This window comes from Nonomuraea jabiensis (assembly GCF_014204795.1).
GTDB classification, from domain to species: Bacteria; Actinomycetota; Actinomycetes; order Streptosporangiales; family Streptosporangiaceae; genus Nonomuraea; species Nonomuraea jabiensis.
Genome location: NZ_JACHMB010000001.1, coordinates 3799981 through 3819235, shown reverse-complemented (window position 1 = coordinate 3819235; position 19255 = coordinate 3799981). Strand labels below are relative to the sequence as shown.

Genomic DNA, 19255 nt, shown 5'->3' with positions numbered 1-19255 from the left:
GCCACTGCATGGCTGGACGCCGTACGTGCTTGGGGGCGATCGACGATCCAGGGGTCGTTCCTCACCCTGACTCACCGTTCACGGTGGCTGATCGCCGCTGAACAGTTGCTGTTGCCTAAAGCCCGTAGATCAATCCGGCCGCGATTGCTGGCGCCAGGCGACTATCAGGGCTGCCGCCGTCATGAGCGCCAGCAGTAGGTGCACGCTGTACCACCAGATGGTCGGCACCTGTTCGAAGGGCTCCCAGGCGGGCACTGCGCCAGTCGCCACGAGCCCGACGACCACGTTCAATGCACCCAGCCCAAGCAGCGCGAGCACGGGCAGAACCTGGGGGATCCTCCGGATGGGTAGCAGTCGGAAGACGGCCACCACCAGGAAAGCCAGCCCTGCCCACTGGTGCAACGCTCGCACGAGCAGGCCACCAGGTGCCTCAAAGGCGAGTTCCAGCTCCGAGGCGTAGGCGGTGCTCATCTCTACACCGCGCAGCGGCTCATAGGGGCCGTCATAGATAATCGAGTTGTCCGTGTGCGAGTAGAAGAAGGCCAGGAAGGCACCGGTGACCAACACGATTCCAAGGCAGCCCACAAGTAGGACGCTCATCAGCCTCGTATATATCCTCACCGGTATAGTTCACCACCGATCAACCGGCGCGCGTGTTGCGCGAGTAACACGAGGCGGCAGGCTGATCGCCGGGCCATTAGCGGGCCATTAAGTGGGGTGACGAGGGGTCGACCACGGTTACTCAGGGCCTGCCTTCCGCCCAGCTCAGCGCCTCATCGGGGCATGATCGATGCAGTTCCCAAGCTGACAACCAGGGTTCGACTCCTATCTCTGCCCGGTAACAGAAGGGGCGAGGCGGACAGGACAATCAGGAGCATGGCGTGTATGCGTCACGCCCATGATGAGAGGACTGACGTTGTCGGCCCCATTAAGGAGCGCATCCCGGGGTTCCGGATCTTCCGTATCGGCCCAGGGCCGCGGTTTGGTGGCTGGACTTACGTGAGTTCAGGGGCGCGCCGAGATCACCTCGGTCGACGGACACGGCCTGGAATTCGTTCTCACCGCGCGGACCGACGACTGGCAGCACCTTGAGTCGATGACCATGAACGCCTACTATCACGCAGGTCCTCCTCATCAGCGCCTCGATCACGGCCATGTTGTCCCGATTGGCCGACCGTGGTTTGCCGACTCGGTGTGTGACCGGTATCTGATCAGCCTTCCCTATCCCTTCGGCCCGGACTTCGAGGTCTGCGCGTGGGACGGCGGCCACGCTCGCATCCTCTGGCTCCTGCCGATCACCTCGGCGGAACGCGACCTCATCATGAACGCCGGTCTGGAAGCCTTCGAATCGCTCCTCGAGGAAAAGCGCGTCGACTACACCGATCCTCATCGGTCGTCGGTCGCCTGACAGCGGCTTCACCAGAAGGGACGACGGGGCGGAAGCATCCAGGTCCGTATAGGGATGAGCCGGTCCGGGTTGCAATACAGGGTCGTTCAGACCCGTTGAGGATGGACCGCTTATGCCCTCTGACCTGCATTGAACGATCCGGAACAGCTCGAACTGGATCTTTTAATCCGTGGTTTCATGGTTCGAGCCCCGTTCACCTGCTTAATCAATAGTCCGAGATAGCCAAGCGTCGTTCCTAGCGTCCCGAGAACCCAGCCTACGCATAACACCGTCGAAGCCGCTTGCAGGGTCGCGTCGGGAAGGGTAACGATCCCTGTTCCGTCCTTGACGCTCCACAGGAGGAGCAGCCCGCCAATCAGTACGATCTGTTGGACAGTCATCACCAGGAGACAAACTCTGATCATCATGCAGGGGATTGTCTACTCGCTCTCTCCTTGAAACAAGAGCAAGCCTCTGGCGGCGCTCCGACTCCGGGATGATCATCTCAGCGGGCGTCCGGACCGTCGATGGCTGCGGTGGAAGCCTGATCATCCCGCCCGCCATCGACCCGGGACAAGCCGAGCAGACGGGATGATCTAAATGTCACGCTTGTAGGACCCGCTGGTTCGGGTTCTGACCTGTCCATGGTGGCCTGGCCCTCGACATTGGCCGGGCCGGACGGCATGACTTGATAGGAGCCTGGCAGTTCCCTCAACTGAGATATGTCCGCCGACCAGCCCGGATGTCGTCCCCCTGCATGAAGGAGACAACGTCCATGATGGTGATCGGTATCGATCCACCCAAGCGCACCCACACCGCGGTCGCCGTCGATGAAGTCGGGTGTAAGAAGGGCGAACGCACCGTTCAGGCCCGTGACCACGGGCACGTCCGGTTGCTGGTCTGGGCCCGCAAACTCGCTGCCGAAGAGCGTGTGTGGGCGGTGGTCCCCGTGCCGCCGAACCGCACCGCAGGAGAGCGTCGTGGCGGTCGCGAACGGGGCAAGTCCGACGCGATCGACGCCCTGGCCATCGCACGTCTGGCCCTGCGTGAGCCCGACCTGCCGACCGCGCGACTGGATGAGCAGACCAGGCCAATCCGGCTGCTGGTCGATCATCGTGAGGCACTCGTCGCCGAGCGCACCAGGCTGATCAACCGCGTGTTGTGGCTGGTCCACGACCTCGACCCCGACCTGGCAGCCGCGGTAACCAAACTCAAGCAGGTCACCACCCGGCGCAAGCTCACCGCGCAACTCCAAGCCCTGCCGGCCACCACCGCCCGACGCGTCGCGCTGGCGCAGATCGCCCTCATCGACTCGCTCAGCATCGAGATCGACGCGGCCGAAAAGGAGCTCAAGCCGCTGGTTCAGACCCGCCTTCCGCGCCTGATGACGATCGTCGGCGTGAACGTGGTGACCGCGGCCAAACTCCTGGGAGAAGTCGGCGACATCACCCGCTTCCGCAGCTCCGCAGCATTCGCCCGCCACAACGGCACCGCCCCGATCCCGGTCTGGAGCGGCAACGACGACCGCCACCGACTCAACCCTGGCGGCAACCGGCAGCTCAACACCACCCTGCACCGCATCGCCATCACCCAGGCCCGCTGCCACGAAGGTGCCCGAGCCCTGCTGAAACGACGCCAGGAAACCACCCGAGACACCACCAAAGGCAGCTTCCGCGTCCTGAAACGGCACCTGTCAGACGTGATCTACCGCGCCCTCGTCACCGACCACCACGCCGAGACAGCGGAGAAGGACCCACCGACCCCTTGCACATAGGAGCGTCAGGCGGGAAGGAGATTAAACGACCGCACCCGAACCGTCTTTATGGCCCCGTGGTCGCTGCAGATAGGCCATGGACCTCGGTATGAGATAGCAGGTTATGGCCGCCAGCACCCACGCGATCCCCAGACCGATACCAATCCATGAGATCACGAGCGGTGTCAGAAAGGATGCATTTGCTTCCGACGGCTCGACCGCCCTCGCGCGCATCCACTTTTCCTGCACCTCCATCTGCATGAGGATGCTGGGAACGAGGACCACCAGCCCGATTCCCATCAACACCCGACTACACGCCCTTAAGATCACTTGTTCCCCGTTCCGATCATGAGTTGCATCAGAGTAACCGTGCCCGATACGCGCCCGATAGTGAGGCGATCAAGGGGGACTTACGGGGAGTAACGTCCTAAGCGTCCGTCGGCCCGACCAGCAGCGCAGCAAGGCGACCATCGGCCGAAACCTTCCACACTGGTGACCAGGTGAATGCCCCTTCCATAAGGATGACCGCATGGAGCATGCTGAGATCGTCATTGGCCGGAGCAGAAACTTCGATCATGTGCCGACCGGGTTCTCGGTCGTATGCATCCCGGCTGTATCGACTTCTGGGAATTTGGTGATCTCCCCGGCCACGTCGCGGGCAAACGGTTGAGCCATGCGGACAGCGCGGAGTCCTGTGGTTGGCCGATTGACCTCCTCGCCGATCTCGGGGAGCCTGAGCGCGGTCTTTCCGCACTCGGAACACTCGGAGCACTCGACCAGGCCACGCGAGTCGAGCCAGAGGACAACGTTCAGCGCGTCGCGCAGAGCGCAGCGCAGGTCGTCGAGGAAGTGAGTCAGCGTCGTGGGGCCTCACCGACCCTCGCCCGGACGTCGTCGCCGGAGACGTACGCCGCTTGGACGCGGATCGGATCGGAACTGGTCTCCAGCCGCACGCATCCGACGCCCGTACCCGCTCCGGAGACGGGGAGAAACGCGGTCGGCCAGCGCCACGATCTCTCGCACCGTCACCGAGCACCATGTCCACCTGCTCCGACTCGTCGAGCCGCAGGGCGATCTTGTCCGGGAAGAGGTGGAGATGTTCATGGCCTCCTTGCGTGAGTCCTGGAGAGCCGCGAGCACGCCGACGCCGACCGCGCGGCCCCGGGTCGTCAATGTGGCCAGGCAGCGGAGATGCGCTGCGCGTCGGATTGATACGCGGTCAGGAACGCCACCTCGTGGACCACGACCGGGACCAAGGGATCGTCGAGGGTAGGCGTGTGCGATCGATGAACCCCGGCAAAGCGAGCCGCACGCTTGTGCATGACGCCCACAGCCTCGTCGAGCAGATCAGCGCAGTCAGCGGGATCGGCCGCAAAGCGAGTGAGATCCTGCCCGGGTGAGCACGCAGAAGTATCCGACGAAGCCCATCACGATCGAGATTCCCGTCTACAGCGGGACCGGTGGACTCGCCCGCCCATGGCCAGCGGACTACTCGCTGGAGGTGTCGTCGGAACATGGCGAGGTTGAGATCTACGGTGACAGCGCTGGGTTGCGTGGGCTTGCCGTACAGCTGCTGGCGTTGGCGGAAGCAAATGTGCCTCACCACTACCACTGTCACCTTGACCCCATCACCGGTGAACTCGACAGAGACTTTACAGTTCTCACGCTGACTCGCAAGGCCTAGGTCTCATGTCAGGCCGCTTAGGGCCGCGCGGCTCAGGGTGGCGGGAACGGCGGCAATTCCTGTGCGAACCGCGATGATTCTCCGCGGCCCGGATGAGCTCTGGCACAGCGGACCACGAGCTGAACCGGGGTGAAAGAGGCCAACCACCGTCAGTCAGGACCAGCCTTCCGCCCAGCTCAGAGCCTCTACAAGCCAAATCATTGCGGTTCCCAAGCTGACAGCGCGGGTTCGATTCCCATCGCCCGATCCACTCAACGCCGCGATAGATCCAGTTGCTCGCATGTGCATGAAGGATGTCGTCTTCCCTCTGTAGTCTCTTGAGGAGAGGAAGGGAGCAGGGCATGACCGCACAACCGCAGGACTTCGTCTCCATCGGTGCATCTGTGCCCGAGAAGAACCTGCGGGCCATCCGTGCCGCGCTGATCGTCCCAGAAGATCGCGAAGCTTTTGACGCAGGCTTGAAGGCTGTGCTCGACGAGGTACGGGTGAGCCTGGATCTTGGAGCGCTCAACGCCTTCATGCATCGCTGGTGGATCTCCGCCTGTGACACCGCGAAGGATCCCGAAGGGCGCCGTCAGATGCACGTTAGAGCCGGACAGGCTCTGGCTGGCGAACCGGTACCTCAGGGCAGGCCGTGGCGGGAGATCCTTGCTGCCCGCGGGATCGATGTCTAGGTGTTCAAGCTCATCCTTGATCCCGTAGCGGAGGAACTGAGCTTCCCCTCTTAGCGTGGAGACCGAACCGGGAGAGGTTTGGTCGTGGCAGCAGTCACGCGGCGGCGCCTTGATCCGGAGTTCCGAGCTGGGGTGGTGAGGATCGTCCCGCTCGATTCCAGCGGAGAGTGTGGGGCTCAGCCCTTCGGCGGCGCCGTGCTCGCACGGACCGTGAGGGTGGTGGCGATCTCCAGCCCGATCTGGGAAACCGGCTCCCCGCGGCCGAGGGTCAGCGCCAGTTCGGTGGCAGCGCCGGCCATCTCGAACAACGGCTGGTGGACGGTGGTCAGAGGCGGGTCGACCCAGTCCGAGACGACGAGGTCGTCGAAGCCCACCACGCTCAGGTCGCGCGGGACAGACAGGCCCAGCTCTCCGGCGGCCCGGTAGACGCCGAATGCCTGCATGTCGTCGGACGCGAAGATCGCGGTCGGCCGGTCGGCGCGGGACAGGAGTTGGAGGGCCGCGGTGTAGCCGTGGTCGCGAGTGAGTTCGGTGCGGATGAGCAGCTCGGGGTCCGGGGTGAGTCCGGCTTCGGCCAGTGCGGAGAAGTATCCGGCCATGCGCGCCTGGCAGAACGGATGGTCGGGTCCGTTGATCATCGCGACGCGCCGGTGACCCAGGTCGAGCAGGTGCCGGGTGGCCGAGTGGCCGCCCCGCCAGTTGGTGGTGCCCACGAAGGGGATGTCGTCCGGCAACTCGTCGATCGGGTCGATGACGACGAACGGGACGTCCTTCGCCTTCAGCCTGTCACGTTCGGACTCCGAGATCTGGGAGACGAACAGCACGCCGATGGGGCGGCGGCCGATCGTGTCGTCGATGGAGGAGTCGAACTGTGACACGAACAGGCCGATCCGGTTCTTGCGCGCCACCCGCTCGACCCCTCGAATGACCTCCACGGCCCACGTGTCGGCCATCTCGCGAAAGACGAGCTCCACGGTGCTGCTCCGGTTGCCGGAAGGGCGGCGGTAGCCGTACTGGTTGATCAGCTCTTCGACTCGGGCGCGCGTCTCGTCCGAGACGCCGGAACGGCCGTTGAGCACCTTCGACACGGTGGGGATCGAGACGCCGGCGGACTCGGCGATGAACGCGATGGTGACCGAGTGCGGCACTTCATCGATCGAGCGTGGGTTGTCGGTCACGAGGAAACTATAAGGTAAGGCTTTCTCTGACGCGGCCTGCATATTTGCCGGGTGTGGCTTCCCGCAACGAGCGTTCGATACTACGTTGTCGCGCGAAAGTTTCGCGCAAACCATAGGAAACATATGTCGCACCGCTACTTCGAGGACGTCTCGCCCGGCTACGGCAAGGCGGCGCCGCGAGCCGTCCTGGCTTCTGATGCCCCACGGCTCGACCTGAATGGTGACTGGTCGTTTCGCTTCTCCCCGATCGGACTCGACGAGCCGGACGGTTTCGAGTCGCCGGACTTCGACGACGCGCAGTGGGATCGGCTGCCCGTGCCGTCGCACTGGCAGCTCCACGGGTACGGCAAGCCCGCCTACCTGAACATCCCCTATCCGATCCCGGTGGATCCGCCGTTCGTCCCGGATGAGAACCAGACCGGCGACTACCGCCGGGAGTTCGACTGGGACGGCAGCCCCGCGGTGCTGCGCTTCGAGGGGGTGGACTCGTGCGCGCGGGTGTGGCTCAACGGGGTGGAGCTGGGTGTGACCAGGGGCAGCCGCCTGCCCGCTGAGTTCGACGCCTCGGAGGTGCTGGTCAAGGGCCGTAACGTGCTGGCGGTCCGGGTTCACCAGTACTCCTCGGGCACCTACCTGGAGGATCAGGACACCTGGCGGATCTCCGGGATCTTCCGTGATGTCACGCTGCTTGCCCGGCCCGCCGACGGCATCCGGGACGTCTTCGTGCACGCCGACTACCAAGCCGATGGCGGCGGGCGGGTGCGGTTAGAAGTGGACGCGGACGGGCCCGTCGAGGTCAGCATCCCGCTGCTCGGGGTGGAGGCGGCCCCCGCCACGCAGACCTTCACGTTCGAGCGGGTGCGGCCGTGGAGCGCGGAGGATCCGTTCCTGTACGAGGCCGTCCTCTCCACCCCGAGCGAGCGGGTGCGCGTGCGGTTCGGCTTCCGCACCGTCGAGATCACCGAGGCGGGCGTGCTTACGGTGAACGGGCAGCGGATCGTGCTGCGCGGCGTCAACCGGCACGAGTTCGACCCGGACCGCGGGCGCGTGGTGAGCCCGGAGCTGATGCGCCGCGACGTGGAGCTGATGAAGCGGCACAACGTCAACGCCGTCCGTACCTCGCACTACCCGCCGCACCCCACCTTCCTCGACCTCTGCGACGAGCTGGGCCTGTGGGTGGTGCTGGAGTGCGATTTGGAGACTCACGGGTTCGACCAGACGCGGCCCGAGCCCTGGATCGGCAACCCCTCGGGCGATCCGCGGTGGCGTGCGGCCTACCTGGACCGCGTCCAGCGGACCGTGGAACGGGACAAGAACCACCCGAGCATCATCATCTGGTCGCTCGGCAACGAGGCGGGCGACGGGCAGAACCTCGAGGCGATGGCCGAGTGGATCCACGAGCGCGACCCGTCGCGGCCGGTCCACTACGAGGCCGACCGCCTGGCCCGCTACGTAGACGTCTACGGGGAGATGTACCGGACCCCCGCCGCCGTGCGCCGCATCGGTCAGGGCGGGCTGCTGCCTGGGGAGATCTTCTACCCGCTCACCGCGGGCGCGGGCGATCCGGCCGACGACCGGCGCAACCGCATGCCCTTCATCTACACGGAGTTCGCGCACGCGATGGGCAACGGCCCCGGCGCGCTGGCGGAGTACATGCGGCTGACCGACGAGTTCCCGCGGGTCCAGGGCGGCTTCGTCTGGGAGTGGATCGATCAGGGCCTGCACACCACCGACGCCCAGGGCCGGGAGTTCTTCGCCTACGGCGGCGACTTCGGCGAGGAGCTGCACGACGCGAACTACATCTGCGACGGCCTCATGTTCCCCGATCGCACGCCGTCGCCGGGCATGCTGGAATACCAGAAGGTCATCGAGCCCGTCGTCATCGAGCCGGGCAGCCCCGGCCATGTCATGATCCGCAACCGTTACGCCTTCCTGGACCTGTCCCACCTGCGTTTCACCCACGATCAGGGGGAGCTCCAGGTGCCGCGGCTCGGGCCGGGGGAATCCGTCGAAGTCCCCGTCCCCGCGCTGGACGGCTGGCTCACCGTCCAGGCCGAGCTGGCCGAGGCCACCGCCTGGGCGCCCGAGGGTCACGTGGTGGCGTGGGGCCAGGTCCCGCCCGCCGTACCCGAGAGGAGCCCTGCTCTTTCAGAGGTACGGCAGGCCGCCAGGCGGTCCGGCGATCACCTCCTGCTCGGCCCGGCGCGCTTCGACCGGCGCACCGGAACCCTGGTCGGCCTCGGCGACCGGCAGCTGCACGGCCCCCGGCTGGCGCTGTGGCGCGCGCCCACGGACAACGATCGATCGACGGGGCAGGGCGACGCCGGCTACTGGAAGGCCCGCGGCCTGGACCGGTTGCTGCACCGCACGGTCTCCGTCGAGACCAGTGACGACGGCCTGACCGTGGTGGTCCGCAGTTCGGCCGCGAACGCCGGTTGCGGCTACCTCAGCACCTACCGCTGGGACACCGACGGGCAGCGTGTCCGGGTGAGCGTGCACACAGAGCCGGTCGGTTACTGGCCCGAGCGGACGTCCGCCTTCGACGAGGAGATGGTCGACTCCGATCTGCCGGACGAGGAGCGCAAGGAACTGCTCCGCCGCCACAGCGCGCCCTCCCTGGCGCGCATCGGCCTGTTGTGGCAGCTTCCCGAGGAGGCGTCGCAGGTCGAGTGGTTCGGCGCCGGGCCAGGTGAGGCGTATCCGGACTCGCGGCAGGCGGTGCGGATCGGCCACTTCCGCGCCACGGTGGACGAACTGCAGACGCCGTACGTCCGTCCCCAGGACAACGGCACGCGCGCCGACGTGCGGTGGGCCGAGATCGGGGGCCTCCGCATCGAGGGCGACCCGGTCTTCAACCTCGCCGCCCGCCGCTGGAGCGACAGGCAACTCGCCGCCGCCCGGCACCAGAGCGACCTGGTGCCCGAGCCGCTGATCTACCTCTACACCGACCACGCCGTCCAGGGTGTCGGATCGGGAGCGGTCGGTCCCGGCGTCCTTCCCCAGCACCGGCTGGAGGTCAGGGCCGCCGACTTCGCCTTCATCCTGTCGGCGACGGACTGAACCCCTCGTAGTCGAACCAGCCGAACGAGAGCGTGTCGGGCTCCGCGCACGCGTCGCCCGGCACTCGCGGCTCCCCGGTCTCGACGGTGAGCACCAGCGGGCCGGGGGCGACCGCGTGCTCGGCGACCGGCAGGACCAGCCCGCGACTCACGACCTGCTGGTGAGCCTGCACGGGAGCATCAGGCTCACCGCGTTCCACTTCGGCTCCTGAGCTTCATCTCAGCCGTACGACCGGCTCGTCACTACGATCAGCTTCAGAACGGACCTGAGGATGGCGATGGCGAAGCGTGTGACGATCAACGATGTGGCCCAGGCTGCAGGGGTTTCCCGGCAGACCGTGACCCGCGCGATCAACGGAATGGGAGAGATCAACGAGCAGACGAAACAGCGTGTCCTGGAGGCGTGCGAGCGCCTCGGCTACCGGCCGAGCCGGTTCGCCCGCAATCTCGTCGCCAGGAAGAAGACCCGCGCGATCGGCTATCTGGTCGCCTCGTTCCGCAATCCGTACTACACCGAGATCGCCGGGGACCTGCTCAACGCAGCCGCGGCTCGGGGCTGGCATGTGCTGATGGCCTCGACGGAGACGGAGGAGGAGTCGGCGGCCATGGAGATGCTGGCAGGAGAGGTGGACTTGTTCATGGGCCACTTCTTCCTGCCGGACGACGACCTCGCGCAGGTCTGCCGGGGAGTTCCGCTGGTCATGGTGGATCGCCTGATGGACCGGTCCGGCATGCACTCGGTGGAGATCGATCTGCGTGAGGGTGTACGGCATGCGATCGAGGCGCTGCGAGCCAGGGGCGTACGGCACCTCGGGATGATCGATTCCGACTTCACCCTGCGGGACTCGCCGACCTACCATCCCTCGCTCCGGCGGGAGTGGTTCGAGGAGTTGGCGGGCGCCGAGTCGGCACGAATGATCACGGTCGGGGACGAGTCGCTGGCCGGTGGCGGGAAGGCCTTCGCCGAGCTCGTGGCCGCCCATCCTGAGGTGGATGGCGTGCTCGTCTACAACGACCTCATGGCCATCGGCGCCGTGCAGGCCTCGCACGCGCTCGGCATCGAGGTGCCTGGGCGGGTCAGGATCTGCGGGATAGACGGGCTGAGCCTGGGCGAAGCGGTGCTCCCGCGGCTGACGACGTTGTCGATGGGGCGTGAGGCCGTGGTGAACGCCGCGCTGGACATCGCCGAAGAGCTCGCCGCGGCCGACTTCGCTCCGCTTCCGCCTATGCGACGGGTTGTCAACCCGTGGCTGATCTGGCGCGAATCCGCCTGACGAAGTTCCCCATTGACATGGAGCCACCCCGCTCCGTAGCGTGACGTTTCCAACAGATGTCGTGAGCGTTCACGGCCGTGTCGTGAACGTTCACGTCCCCTTCTCCCCGAGAGCGCGCCATCGTGCCTTCCACCTGCAAGAGCCTGATCAACCGGTCATGGAAGTTCACCTACGGAGACCCGTCCGGCGCCACCGAGCCCGGCTATGACGACAGCGACTGGTACGACGTCGGCCTGCCGCACTCCTTCGGCCAGCCGTACTTCATGGAAGCCGGCTTTTATGTGGGTCGTGGCGTCTACCGGCGGGACTTCGTCGTCGAGCACCCGGACAAGCGCGTCGCCCTGGAGTTCCAGGGCGTGTTCCAGGACGCCGACGTCTACGTCAACGGCCACCACGTCGGCCGGCACCTGGGCGGCTACACCGCTTTCGAGATGGACGTCTCCGAGGCGGTCCGGCCCGGGATCAACCAGCTCACCGTACGGGTGAGCAACGAGTGGAACCCGCGCCTGGCGCCGCGGGCGGGAGAGCACGTCTTCAACGGCGGGATCTACCGCGACGTGTCGCTGATCGTCAGTGAGAAGGCCCGCTTCGCCTGGTACGGCACGGCGGTCACCACCGACGGCAACCGCGTCGAAATCGCCACCGAACTCGTCAACGACGGGGACACCCCCTTCGAGGGGCAACTCGACGCCGTGGTGAGCCTGGACGGCATCGAGCTAGCGACTGTTAGCGCTCACATCAGCCTGGAAGCGGGCGAGGCCACTACCCACCGGACGCAGCTGCTGCTCGACGAAGTCCGGCAGTGGCACCCTGCCACCCCGGTCCTCTACCAGCTCGACCAGCGGCTGAGCAACGGTGAGCAGGCGAGCACGACCTTCGGGTTCAGGACCGTCGAGTTCACCACCGACGGCGGCTTCTTCCTCAACGGCGAGCACTACCTCATCAACGGCGCCAACGTCCACCAGGACCACGCCGGCTGGAGCGACGCGGTCAGCCACGCCGGCATCCGCCGCGACGTCGCGATGATCAAGGAGTGCGGCATGAACTTCATCCGCGGCTCCCACTACCCGCATCACGAGCAGTTCGCCGCCGAATGCGACCGGCAGGGCCTGCTGTTCTGGTCGGAGCTGCACTTCTGGGGCGTCGGCGGCCACGACGCGGAGGGCTACTGGAACGCCAGCGCCTACCCGCCGCACGAGGAGGACCGCGCCGAGTTCGAGGAGAGCTGCCTGCGCGCGCTCACCGAGATGATCCGCGTCAACCGCAACCACCCCAGCATCATCGTCTGGAGCGTCAGCAACGAGCCCTTCTTCACCGACGCGGAGGTGATGCCGGAGGCCAAGAAGCTCATCACCCGCCTGGTGGACCTGGCTCACCAGCTTGACCCGACCAGGCCCGCCGCGGTCGGCGGCGCGCAGCGAGGCGGCTTCGACCAGCTCGGCGACCTGGCCGGCTACAACGGCGACGGCGCGGCCCTCTTCCACCAGCCGCCCTGGCCCAGCCTGGTCACCGAGTACGGCAGCGCCATCGAGGACCGGCCCGGCGTCTACGGCCCGCGCTACACCGACGGCGTCGAGATCGAGCACCCCTGGCGGGCAGGGATCGCGCTGTGGTGCGCCTTCCACCACGGCAGCATCATCACCGACATGAGCCGGATGGGCTTCATCGACTACTTCCGCGTGCCGCTGCGCTCCTACTACTGGTACCGCAACAAGCTGCGCGGCATCGAGCCCCCCGTCTGGCCGCGCGAGGGCACCGCGCGAGCCTTACGACTGAGCTCCGACACCGAGACGATCGGCACGGACGGCACCGACGACGCCTACCTCCGGGTCGAACTCGTCGACGAGAGCGGCACGGTCATCTCCGACGAACGCACGGTGACCATCGAGGTCTTGGAGGGCGGCGGCCTCTTCCCGACCGGCACCTCGATCGAGCTGCCCGTCGTGGACGGGATCGGGGCGATCGAGTTCCGCTCCCACTATGCCGGGGTCAACGTCCTGCGCGCGAGCGCCGAGGGTCTGGAGCCCGCCACCCTCACGATCCTGGCGACCGGTGGCCCCGAGTGGACCGGTCAGCCGCGCAAACTGCCCTCTGGGCCGCCGAGCCGGCGCTACCGGCCCGGCAGCGAGCGGCTGCTGTCGGCCAACCGGCCGGTGTTCAGCAGCGGATCACCCGCTCATAACGTCACCGACTACAGCACCGAGCACGGCTGGAGCGGCGAGTGGGTCCGCGTCGACCTGGAGGGCGCGTGGCGGCTACGGCGGATCGAAGTCCGGTTCGGTGAGGGGGCCGACGTACCGTTCGTCATCGAAACCGACGACGGCGCCCAGGTGGCGGCCGGTCTGACCGGAGGCGGCCCGGCCCGCGTGGAGCTGGACGCCCTGCTCGCCCACGAGGTGTGGGTGCGCTTCCCCGCCGGGCCGGCGGAACTGATCGAGGTGAGGGTGTATGGCCACTAGCACGCGCCTGCGGCGCATTCGCCGGAACTGGCAGCTCTACCTGCTCGTCGCGGTGCCGGTGGCCTATTTCGCGATCTTCAAGTACATCCCGATGGCCAACGCGGTCATCGCCTTCAAGGACTACAGCGTCCTGGACGGCATCTGGGGCAGCGAGTGGGTCGGCTTCCGGCACTTCCGCGCCTTCTTCGACAACCCGGTCTTCTGGACGCTGGTCAGCAACACCTTCATCCTGTCGGCCTACTTCCTCCTCGCCAGCTTCCCGATCCCGATCATCCTGGCGCTGGCGCTCAACGAGGTCCGGCGCGGGTTCTTCCAGCGGACCGTGCAGCTGGTCACCTACGCGCCGTACTTCATCTCGACGGTCGTGGTCGTCTCCATGACGATCCTCATCCTGTCGCCCAGTGTCGGGCTCGCCAATGACGCGCTGGGGCTGTTCGGCATCCCCTCGATCGACTTCCTCGGCAATCCTGACTACTTCCGGCACATCTACGTGTGGAGCGACATCTGGCAGACCGCCGGTTACTCCGCCGTCGTCTACATGGCCGCGCTGTCCGGAGTCGATCCCGGGCTGTACGAAGCCGCCCGGGTGGACGGCGCCTCCCGCCTGCAGAAGATCATCCACGTCGACCTGCCGGGCATCATGCCGACCGCGGCCATCATCCTGATCCTCGGCGTCGGCAACATCATGGCGGTCGGCTTCGAGAAGGCGTTCCTGCTGCAGAACCCGCTGAACCTGAGCAAGTCGGAGATCATCGCCACCTACACCTACAAGACCGGCCTGCTCAACGCCGACTTCAGCCAGGCCACCGCGGTCGGCCTGTTCAACTCCGCCGTCAACCTCGTCCTGCTCATCGTCGTGAACAGGGTCGCCAAGCGCGTCTCCGGATCGGGGCTCTGGTAACCATGGTCAGGGAATCGCGGACGGACCGGCTGTTCATGGTCGGCGTCTACGTGCTGCTCGCCACCTTCCTGGCGGTCGTGCTGCTGCCGCTGCTCTACATCGTGGCCAGTTCCCTCAGCGATCCGAACGCGGTCAGCTCCGGCCGGGTCACCTTCTGGCCGGTGGACTTCACCTTGCGCGGCTTCCAGGTGGCACTGTCCGATCCGCAGATCCTCGTCGGTTTCGGCAACTCGCTCTTCTACACGGCCGTGGGGACGTTCGTCAGCGTCAGCCTCACGCTCATGCTGGCCTATCCGCTGTCCCGCAGGGATTTCGTCGGAGGCGGGCTCCTCACCCGGCTGATCGTCTTCACAATGCTGTTCGGCGGCGGCCTCATCCCCACCTACCTGGTCGTCAAGTCTCTCGGCATGATCGACACGCGGTGGGCGCTGATCGTCCCCAACGCGATCGCCGTCTGGCAGGTGATCATCGCGCGCACCTACCTGCGCCACTCCATCCCCCGCGAGCTGTTCGAGGCCGCCGAGATCGACGGCGCGAGCCACTTCCGGGTTCTCTGGTCGATCGTGCTGCCCCTGGCCAAGCCCATGATCGCGGTGATCGCGCTGGTCTACGCGATCAGCCAGTGGAACTCCTACTTCGACGCCCTGCTCTATCTCAAGAGCGACGACCTCTATCCGTTGCAGCTCGTGCTCCGCAACATCCTCATCCTCAACACCCAGAGCAACGGCATGGACGTCGCCACCGCCATGGAGCGCCAGCAACTCGCCGATCTGCTCAAATACTCGCTCATCGTGATCTCGACCGTACCCGTGCTCCTCATCTACCCCTTTGTCGCCCGGCACTTCACCAAGGGCCTCATGATCGGCTCCGTCAAGGGCTGACTCACCCCCCACCCACAGACATCGAGGTATCGCCATGTCCGTCCGAGTCGTCGCAGCACTCACCGCCGGTTTCCTCGCCCTCGTCGCCTGCTCCGCCGAGGAACCCAAGCAGGAGCAGAAGGCAAGCACCATCAAGATCTTCGCCCAGCAGAACGCCGACCAGCACCTGAGCAAAAGCCCGTTCACCAAGCGCCTTGAGCAGAAGCTCGGGGTGACCCTCACCTTCGAGACCACCACCTGGGACAGCGCCTCGGCCAAGGAGAAGCGCCAGATCTCGCTGGCCAGCGGCGATCTCCCCGACGTCTACATGCTCATCCCGTGGGTCGACGGGTTCACCCAGTCCGAGCTGATCCGCCTGGGCAAGCAGGGCGTGGTCGTGCCGCTCAACGACCTGATCGACAAATACGCCCCCAACGTCAAGAAGACGCTGGACTCGATTCCCGACTTCAAGCGGCTGGCGACCGCGCCCGACGGGAAGATCTACGGCATGCCGCAGTGGAACGACTGTTTCCACTGCTCCTATGCCGCCAAGCTCTGGATGAACTCGGCCTGGCTGAAGAAGCTCGGACTCAAACAGCCCACCACCCCCGACGAGCTGCGCGAGGTGCTGCAGGCGTTCAAGACCAAGGATCCCAACGGCAACGGCAAGGCCGATGAGATCCCGATGAGCGCGAGCACCGCCAACCCGCTCCTGCCGTACCTCATGAACGCCTTCATCTACGACCCGCAGGGCAGCCCCGACTACGGCTCCACGCTGGCGGTCAACGCCGGCAAGGTGCAACTGCAGCCCATGCAGCCCGGCTGGCGCGAGGGCCTGCGCTACATCGCGGGGCTGTACAAGGACGGCCTGATCGACCAGGCGGCCTTCACCCAGAACGGGGACGCGATGAAGGCCAAGGGCGACAAGGCAGGGGCGGCCATCGTCGGCTCGGCGACGGTTATGCATCCGGCCCAACTGGTCACCATCGGCCAGAAGGACCGCCGCGACAGGGACTACGACGCCGTGGCTCCGCTGACCGGCCCGTCAGGCACGCAGTACGCCACCTACACGCTGCCCAGCCAGCCCGGCGGCACCTTCGTCATCACCTCCAAGGCGAGTGAGGCGACCCAGATCGCCGCGATCAAGATGCTGGACTACATCTTCACCGAGGAGGGACACCGGTATGGCGAGTTCGGCGAGGAGGGTGTCGGCTGGGAGAAGGCGAGCCCCGGCGACGTCGCGCTCGACGAGAGCCTCAAGCCGTCGTTCAAGACACTGACGCAGCCCGAGGGGGTGGAGGGCGGCTGGGGGCCGGCGGCGCAGTACAACAGCACCAAGGAGTTCCGCAACGCCCAGGTGGCATCGACGCACATCTACGACCAGGCGGGCTACGAGCGCCGCCTCTTCAAGGCCACCGAGCTGTACGCGGGCAAGGAACCCAAGGACCAGATCTTCCCGGTCTGGCACATCAAGATCGCACCGGAGCAGGCAGGCGAGCTGGCCACCCTGCAGACCAACATCGACAACTACGTCAACCAGTCCAGCCTGCAGTTCGTCACGGGCCAGAAGAACATCAACGACGACGCCGCCTGGCAGGCTTTCCTCGACGGGCTCAACGGCCTGGGCGTGACCCGCTACCTCCAGATCCAGCAGAAGGCATACGACGCGCTGTGACGACCAGACATCTCCTCCGGCTCTCCACACCCGCCGCCCACTTCCACGACGGTTTCCCGCTCGGCAACGGCCGGTTGGGCGCGATGGCGTACGGCAGGCCGGAGGTGGAGCGCTTCGACCTCAACCTCGACACCTTCTGGTCGGGCGGTCCCCAGCCGCCCCCGGAGGGTCCTTCTCCTGCCGGGCTGCTGCCAGAGCTGCGTGCCGCGATCGCCGCGGGCGACTTCGAGCGCGCGGACGAGCTGGGCCGCCGGATGCAGTCCGGCGGCTGGACCCAGGCCTACCAGCCGCTGGGCTTCATCGAGTGGCGCCATACCGCCGCCGGTGAGCCCTCCGGCTACCGCCGAGAGCTCGACCTCGCCCGTGCGGTGACCACGGTGAACGGTCTACTGACCAGCTTCGTCTCCGCCCCCGCCGGGGTGCTGGTCGCGTCGGCTCGCGGGCCGCTCGAACTGCCCGAGTTCACCTCACCGCACCCGGTCGAGGTGATCCGCGACGGAGAGTGGCTTACCATCACCGGCCGGGCGCCCGCGAACGTGCTGCCTGACTACATCAACCGGGAGCCCGCCGTCGTCTACGGCGCGGATGCGCCCGACCGCGACGGCACGGTGGCCGCCGGCATGGGCTTCGCCGTCGTCATCGCGGTCCAGGGCACCGGATCCGGCGAGGTGCGGATGGTCGCCGCGGCCGCCGACGGCTTCCGCGGCCATGCCGTACGGCCCAGCGCCGACACCGCCGAGCTGGCCCGCCGGGCACGCGCGCAGGTCGAGGCGGCACTGTCCCGGAGCACGGCGGAGCTGCTGGCCGAGCACGAGGCCGACTACCGCGGCTACTTCGACCGGGTCGACCTGTCGCTGCCCGACGAGCGCGCCGAGCTCTACTACCACTTCGGCCGCTACCTGCTGATCTCCAGCTCCCGTCCCGGCACCCAGCCCGCCAACCTGCAGGGCATCTGGAACGCCGACGTGCGGCCCGGCTGGAGCAGCAACTACACCACCAACATCAACGTCCAGATGAACTACTGGCCCGCCGAGCCCGCCGGCCTGCCCGACCTGCACCAGCCGCTGTTCGAGCTGATCGGCGGCCTGCTCGATACCGGCCAGGACGCGGCCCGGCACTACTACGGCGCCGCCGGATCCACCACTCACCACAACACCGACCTGTGGCGCTTCAGCGCCCCGGTCAACGGCGAGCCGCAGTGGGCCAACTGGTCCTCCGGCCTGCTCTGGCTCACCGCCCACCTCTGGGACCACCTCGAGTACGGCGGAGCACCCGAGCTGCTCCTGCCCGCTCTGCGCAGCGTCACCTCCTTCGCGCTGGCCTTGCTGGTGCCCGACGCCCAGGGCAAGCTGGTGATGAGCCCGTCGACCTCGCCGGAACACCATTTCCTCACCGAGGCCGGCAATCCGGCGGCCATCTCGGCGGGCGCGGCCATGGACCAGGAGCTCGTCCGCGAGGTCCTGACCCGTTACTGCTCGCTGGCCGACGACGAGCTCGCCGTACGCGCGGGGAAGGCGCTGTCACAGCTGCGCCCGGTCGCGATCGACGGCGAGCTGCTGGAGTGGTATGACCGGCGGCCCTCCCAGGAGCCCGGCCACCGCCACCTGTCCCACCTCTACGGCCTCTACCCCGGCACCCGGATCACCGAGTCGGGGACGCCGGACGACTTCGAGGCGGTACGGCAGGCGCTGGCCACCCGGCTGCAGCACGGCAGTGGACACACCGGCTGGAGCCAGGCGTGGATCCTGTGCCTGGCCGCCCGGCTGCGCGACCCGGAACTGGCCGAGCGCTCGATCGCGATCCTGCTCGACGAGCTGGGCTCCGTCTCGCTGCTGGACCTGCATCCCCACGGCGGCCGGCCGTCGGGCTACATCTTCCAGATCGACGGCAACTTCGGCGCTGTCGCGGGGATGACCGAGTTGCTCGTGCAGAGCCACGAAGGCGCGGTCAGCCTGCTGAAGACGCTGCCGGGGAGCTGGGACACGGGGTCGGTGCGCGGCATCCGCTGCCGCGGCGGGTACACCGCCTCCGTGGCCTGGTCCGCGGGCATGCTCACGTCGGCGGCGATCACCGCCGGGTCGGACGGACGGCTCGTCGTCGAGGTACCCGGCGACACTCCGCCGCTGACCGTCACTTGCGGCGAGCGAGCCGTCCCGGCCCGGGAGGTCTCCGGCGCGCTCGCGGGGCGCCGGCGCATGGCCTGGGACGCGACCGCGCTCACCCGCTACACGCTCCTCCCCGAACGTTCCCTGTGAACGCGCGCGCGATCGCGATGCCGGCGGCATACGCCGCCGTGCTCGCCTCCCGCCGCCAAAGGCTGGGCCTCGGCACGTCAGCCGAGGCCCAGCCGG

General features: G+C 67.0%; 15 protein-coding genes. 11 read left to right on the top strand and 4 right to left on the bottom strand.

The annotated features are described in order from the left end of the window. Positions 1 to 129: 129 nt before the first annotated feature. On the bottom strand, positions 130 to 600 hold the full coding sequence (locus tag HD596_RS17355) for a hypothetical protein (protein ID WP_185070323.1): 471 nt from the start codon (positions 598 to 600) through the stop codon (positions 130 to 132). Positions 601 to 1021: 421 nt separating this feature from the next. Here HD596_RS17355 and HD596_RS17350 point away from each other — a divergent pair, with 421 nt between their 5' ends. After that, positions 1022 to 1408 (top strand): suppressor of fused domain protein, encoded by a 387-nt coding sequence (locus HD596_RS17350; RefSeq protein WP_185078529.1) that lies wholly within the window; start codon positions 1022 to 1024, stop codon positions 1406 to 1408. 754 nt (positions 1409 to 2162) lie between these two features. Beyond that, positions 2163 to 3161, top strand: coding sequence for a transposase (locus HD596_RS17345; protein ID WP_221519373.1), 999 nt, complete (start codon positions 2163 to 2165; stop codon positions 3159 to 3161). A gap of 21 nt (positions 3162 to 3182) precedes the next feature. Here HD596_RS17345 and HD596_RS17340 read toward each other — a convergent pair whose 3' ends face one another. Next, a complete protein-coding gene (locus tag HD596_RS17340) occupies positions 3183 to 3440 on the bottom strand; it encodes a hypothetical protein (RefSeq protein WP_185070322.1) in 258 nt (85 codons plus the stop codon). A 1096-nt stretch (positions 3441 to 4536) separates the two neighbouring features. On the opposite strand from HD596_RS17340, the gene HD596_RS17335 reads away from it, so the two are divergent. Together HD596_RS17335 and HD596_RS17330 are read left to right on the top strand one after the other, a co-directional pair. Next, positions 4537 to 4824, top strand: coding sequence for an Imm32 family immunity protein (locus HD596_RS17335; protein WP_185070321.1), 288 nt, complete (start codon positions 4537 to 4539; stop codon positions 4822 to 4824). A 341-nt stretch (positions 4825 to 5165) separates the two neighbouring features. Next, positions 5166 to 5498: a DUF6247 family protein gene (locus HD596_RS17330; protein ID WP_185070320.1), complete on the top strand. Its 333-nt coding sequence runs from the start codon at positions 5166 to 5168 to the stop codon at positions 5496 to 5498. Between the two features lie 176 nt (positions 5499 to 5674). On the opposite strand, the gene HD596_RS17325 is transcribed toward HD596_RS17330, so the two are convergent. Next, positions 5675 to 6676: a LacI family DNA-binding transcriptional regulator gene (locus HD596_RS17325; RefSeq protein ID WP_313044364.1), complete on the bottom strand. Its 1002-nt coding sequence runs from the start codon at positions 6674 to 6676 to the stop codon at positions 5675 to 5677. Positions 6677 to 6799: 123 nt separating this feature from the next. Between HD596_RS17325 and HD596_RS17320 the strand changes: the two genes are divergently transcribed. After that, complete coding sequence (locus tag HD596_RS17320; protein ID WP_185070318.1) at positions 6800 to 9736, top strand: glycoside hydrolase family 2 TIM barrel-domain containing protein; 2937 nt, start codon at positions 6800 to 6802, stop codon at positions 9734 to 9736. On the opposite strand, the gene HD596_RS17315 is transcribed toward HD596_RS17320, so the two are convergent. Then, positions 9714 to 9935 carry a hypothetical protein gene (locus HD596_RS17315; RefSeq protein ID WP_185070317.1) on the bottom strand — a complete coding sequence of 74 codons (222 nt, stop codon included), beginning with the start codon at positions 9933 to 9935 and terminating at the stop codon, positions 9714 to 9716. The two genes, HD596_RS17320 and HD596_RS17315, sit on opposite strands and share 23 nt — an antisense overlap. A gap of 78 nt (positions 9936 to 10013) precedes the next feature. On the opposite strand from HD596_RS17315, the gene HD596_RS17310 reads away from it, so the two are divergent. From HD596_RS17310 to HD596_RS17285, 6 genes are all read left to right on the top strand, one after another. After that, positions 10014 to 11009, top strand: a complete 996-nt coding sequence (locus HD596_RS17310) for a LacI family DNA-binding transcriptional regulator (RefSeq protein WP_185070316.1) — start codon at positions 10014 to 10016, stop codon at positions 11007 to 11009. Between the two features lie 122 nt (positions 11010 to 11131). Continuing rightward, the gene (locus HD596_RS17305) at positions 11132 to 13468 is read left to right on the top strand and encodes a glycoside hydrolase family 2 protein (protein ID WP_185070312.1); all 2337 of its coding nucleotides are present in this window, start codon (positions 11132 to 11134) and stop codon (positions 13466 to 13468) included. Continuing rightward, on the top strand, positions 13458 to 14369 hold the full coding sequence (locus tag HD596_RS17300) for an ABC transporter permease (protein ID WP_185070310.1): 912 nt from the start codon (positions 13458 to 13460) through the stop codon (positions 14367 to 14369). Before HD596_RS17305 ends, HD596_RS17300 begins: the two co-directional genes overlap by 11 nt. Before the next feature lie 2 nt (positions 14370 to 14371). Then, complete coding sequence (locus tag HD596_RS17295; protein ID WP_185070308.1) at positions 14372 to 15250, top strand: carbohydrate ABC transporter permease; 879 nt, start codon at positions 14372 to 14374, stop codon at positions 15248 to 15250. Between the two features lie 34 nt (positions 15251 to 15284). Further along, positions 15285 to 16904, top strand: a complete 1620-nt coding sequence (locus HD596_RS17290) for a type 2 periplasmic-binding domain-containing protein (RefSeq protein WP_185070306.1) — start codon at positions 15285 to 15287, stop codon at positions 16902 to 16904. After that, a complete protein-coding gene (locus tag HD596_RS17285; protein ID WP_185070304.1) occupies positions 16901 to 19159 on the top strand; it encodes a glycosyl hydrolase family 95 catalytic domain-containing protein in 2259 nt (752 codons plus the stop codon). Before HD596_RS17290 ends, HD596_RS17285 begins: the two co-directional genes overlap by 4 nt. Positions 19160 to 19255 lie beyond the last annotated feature (96 nt).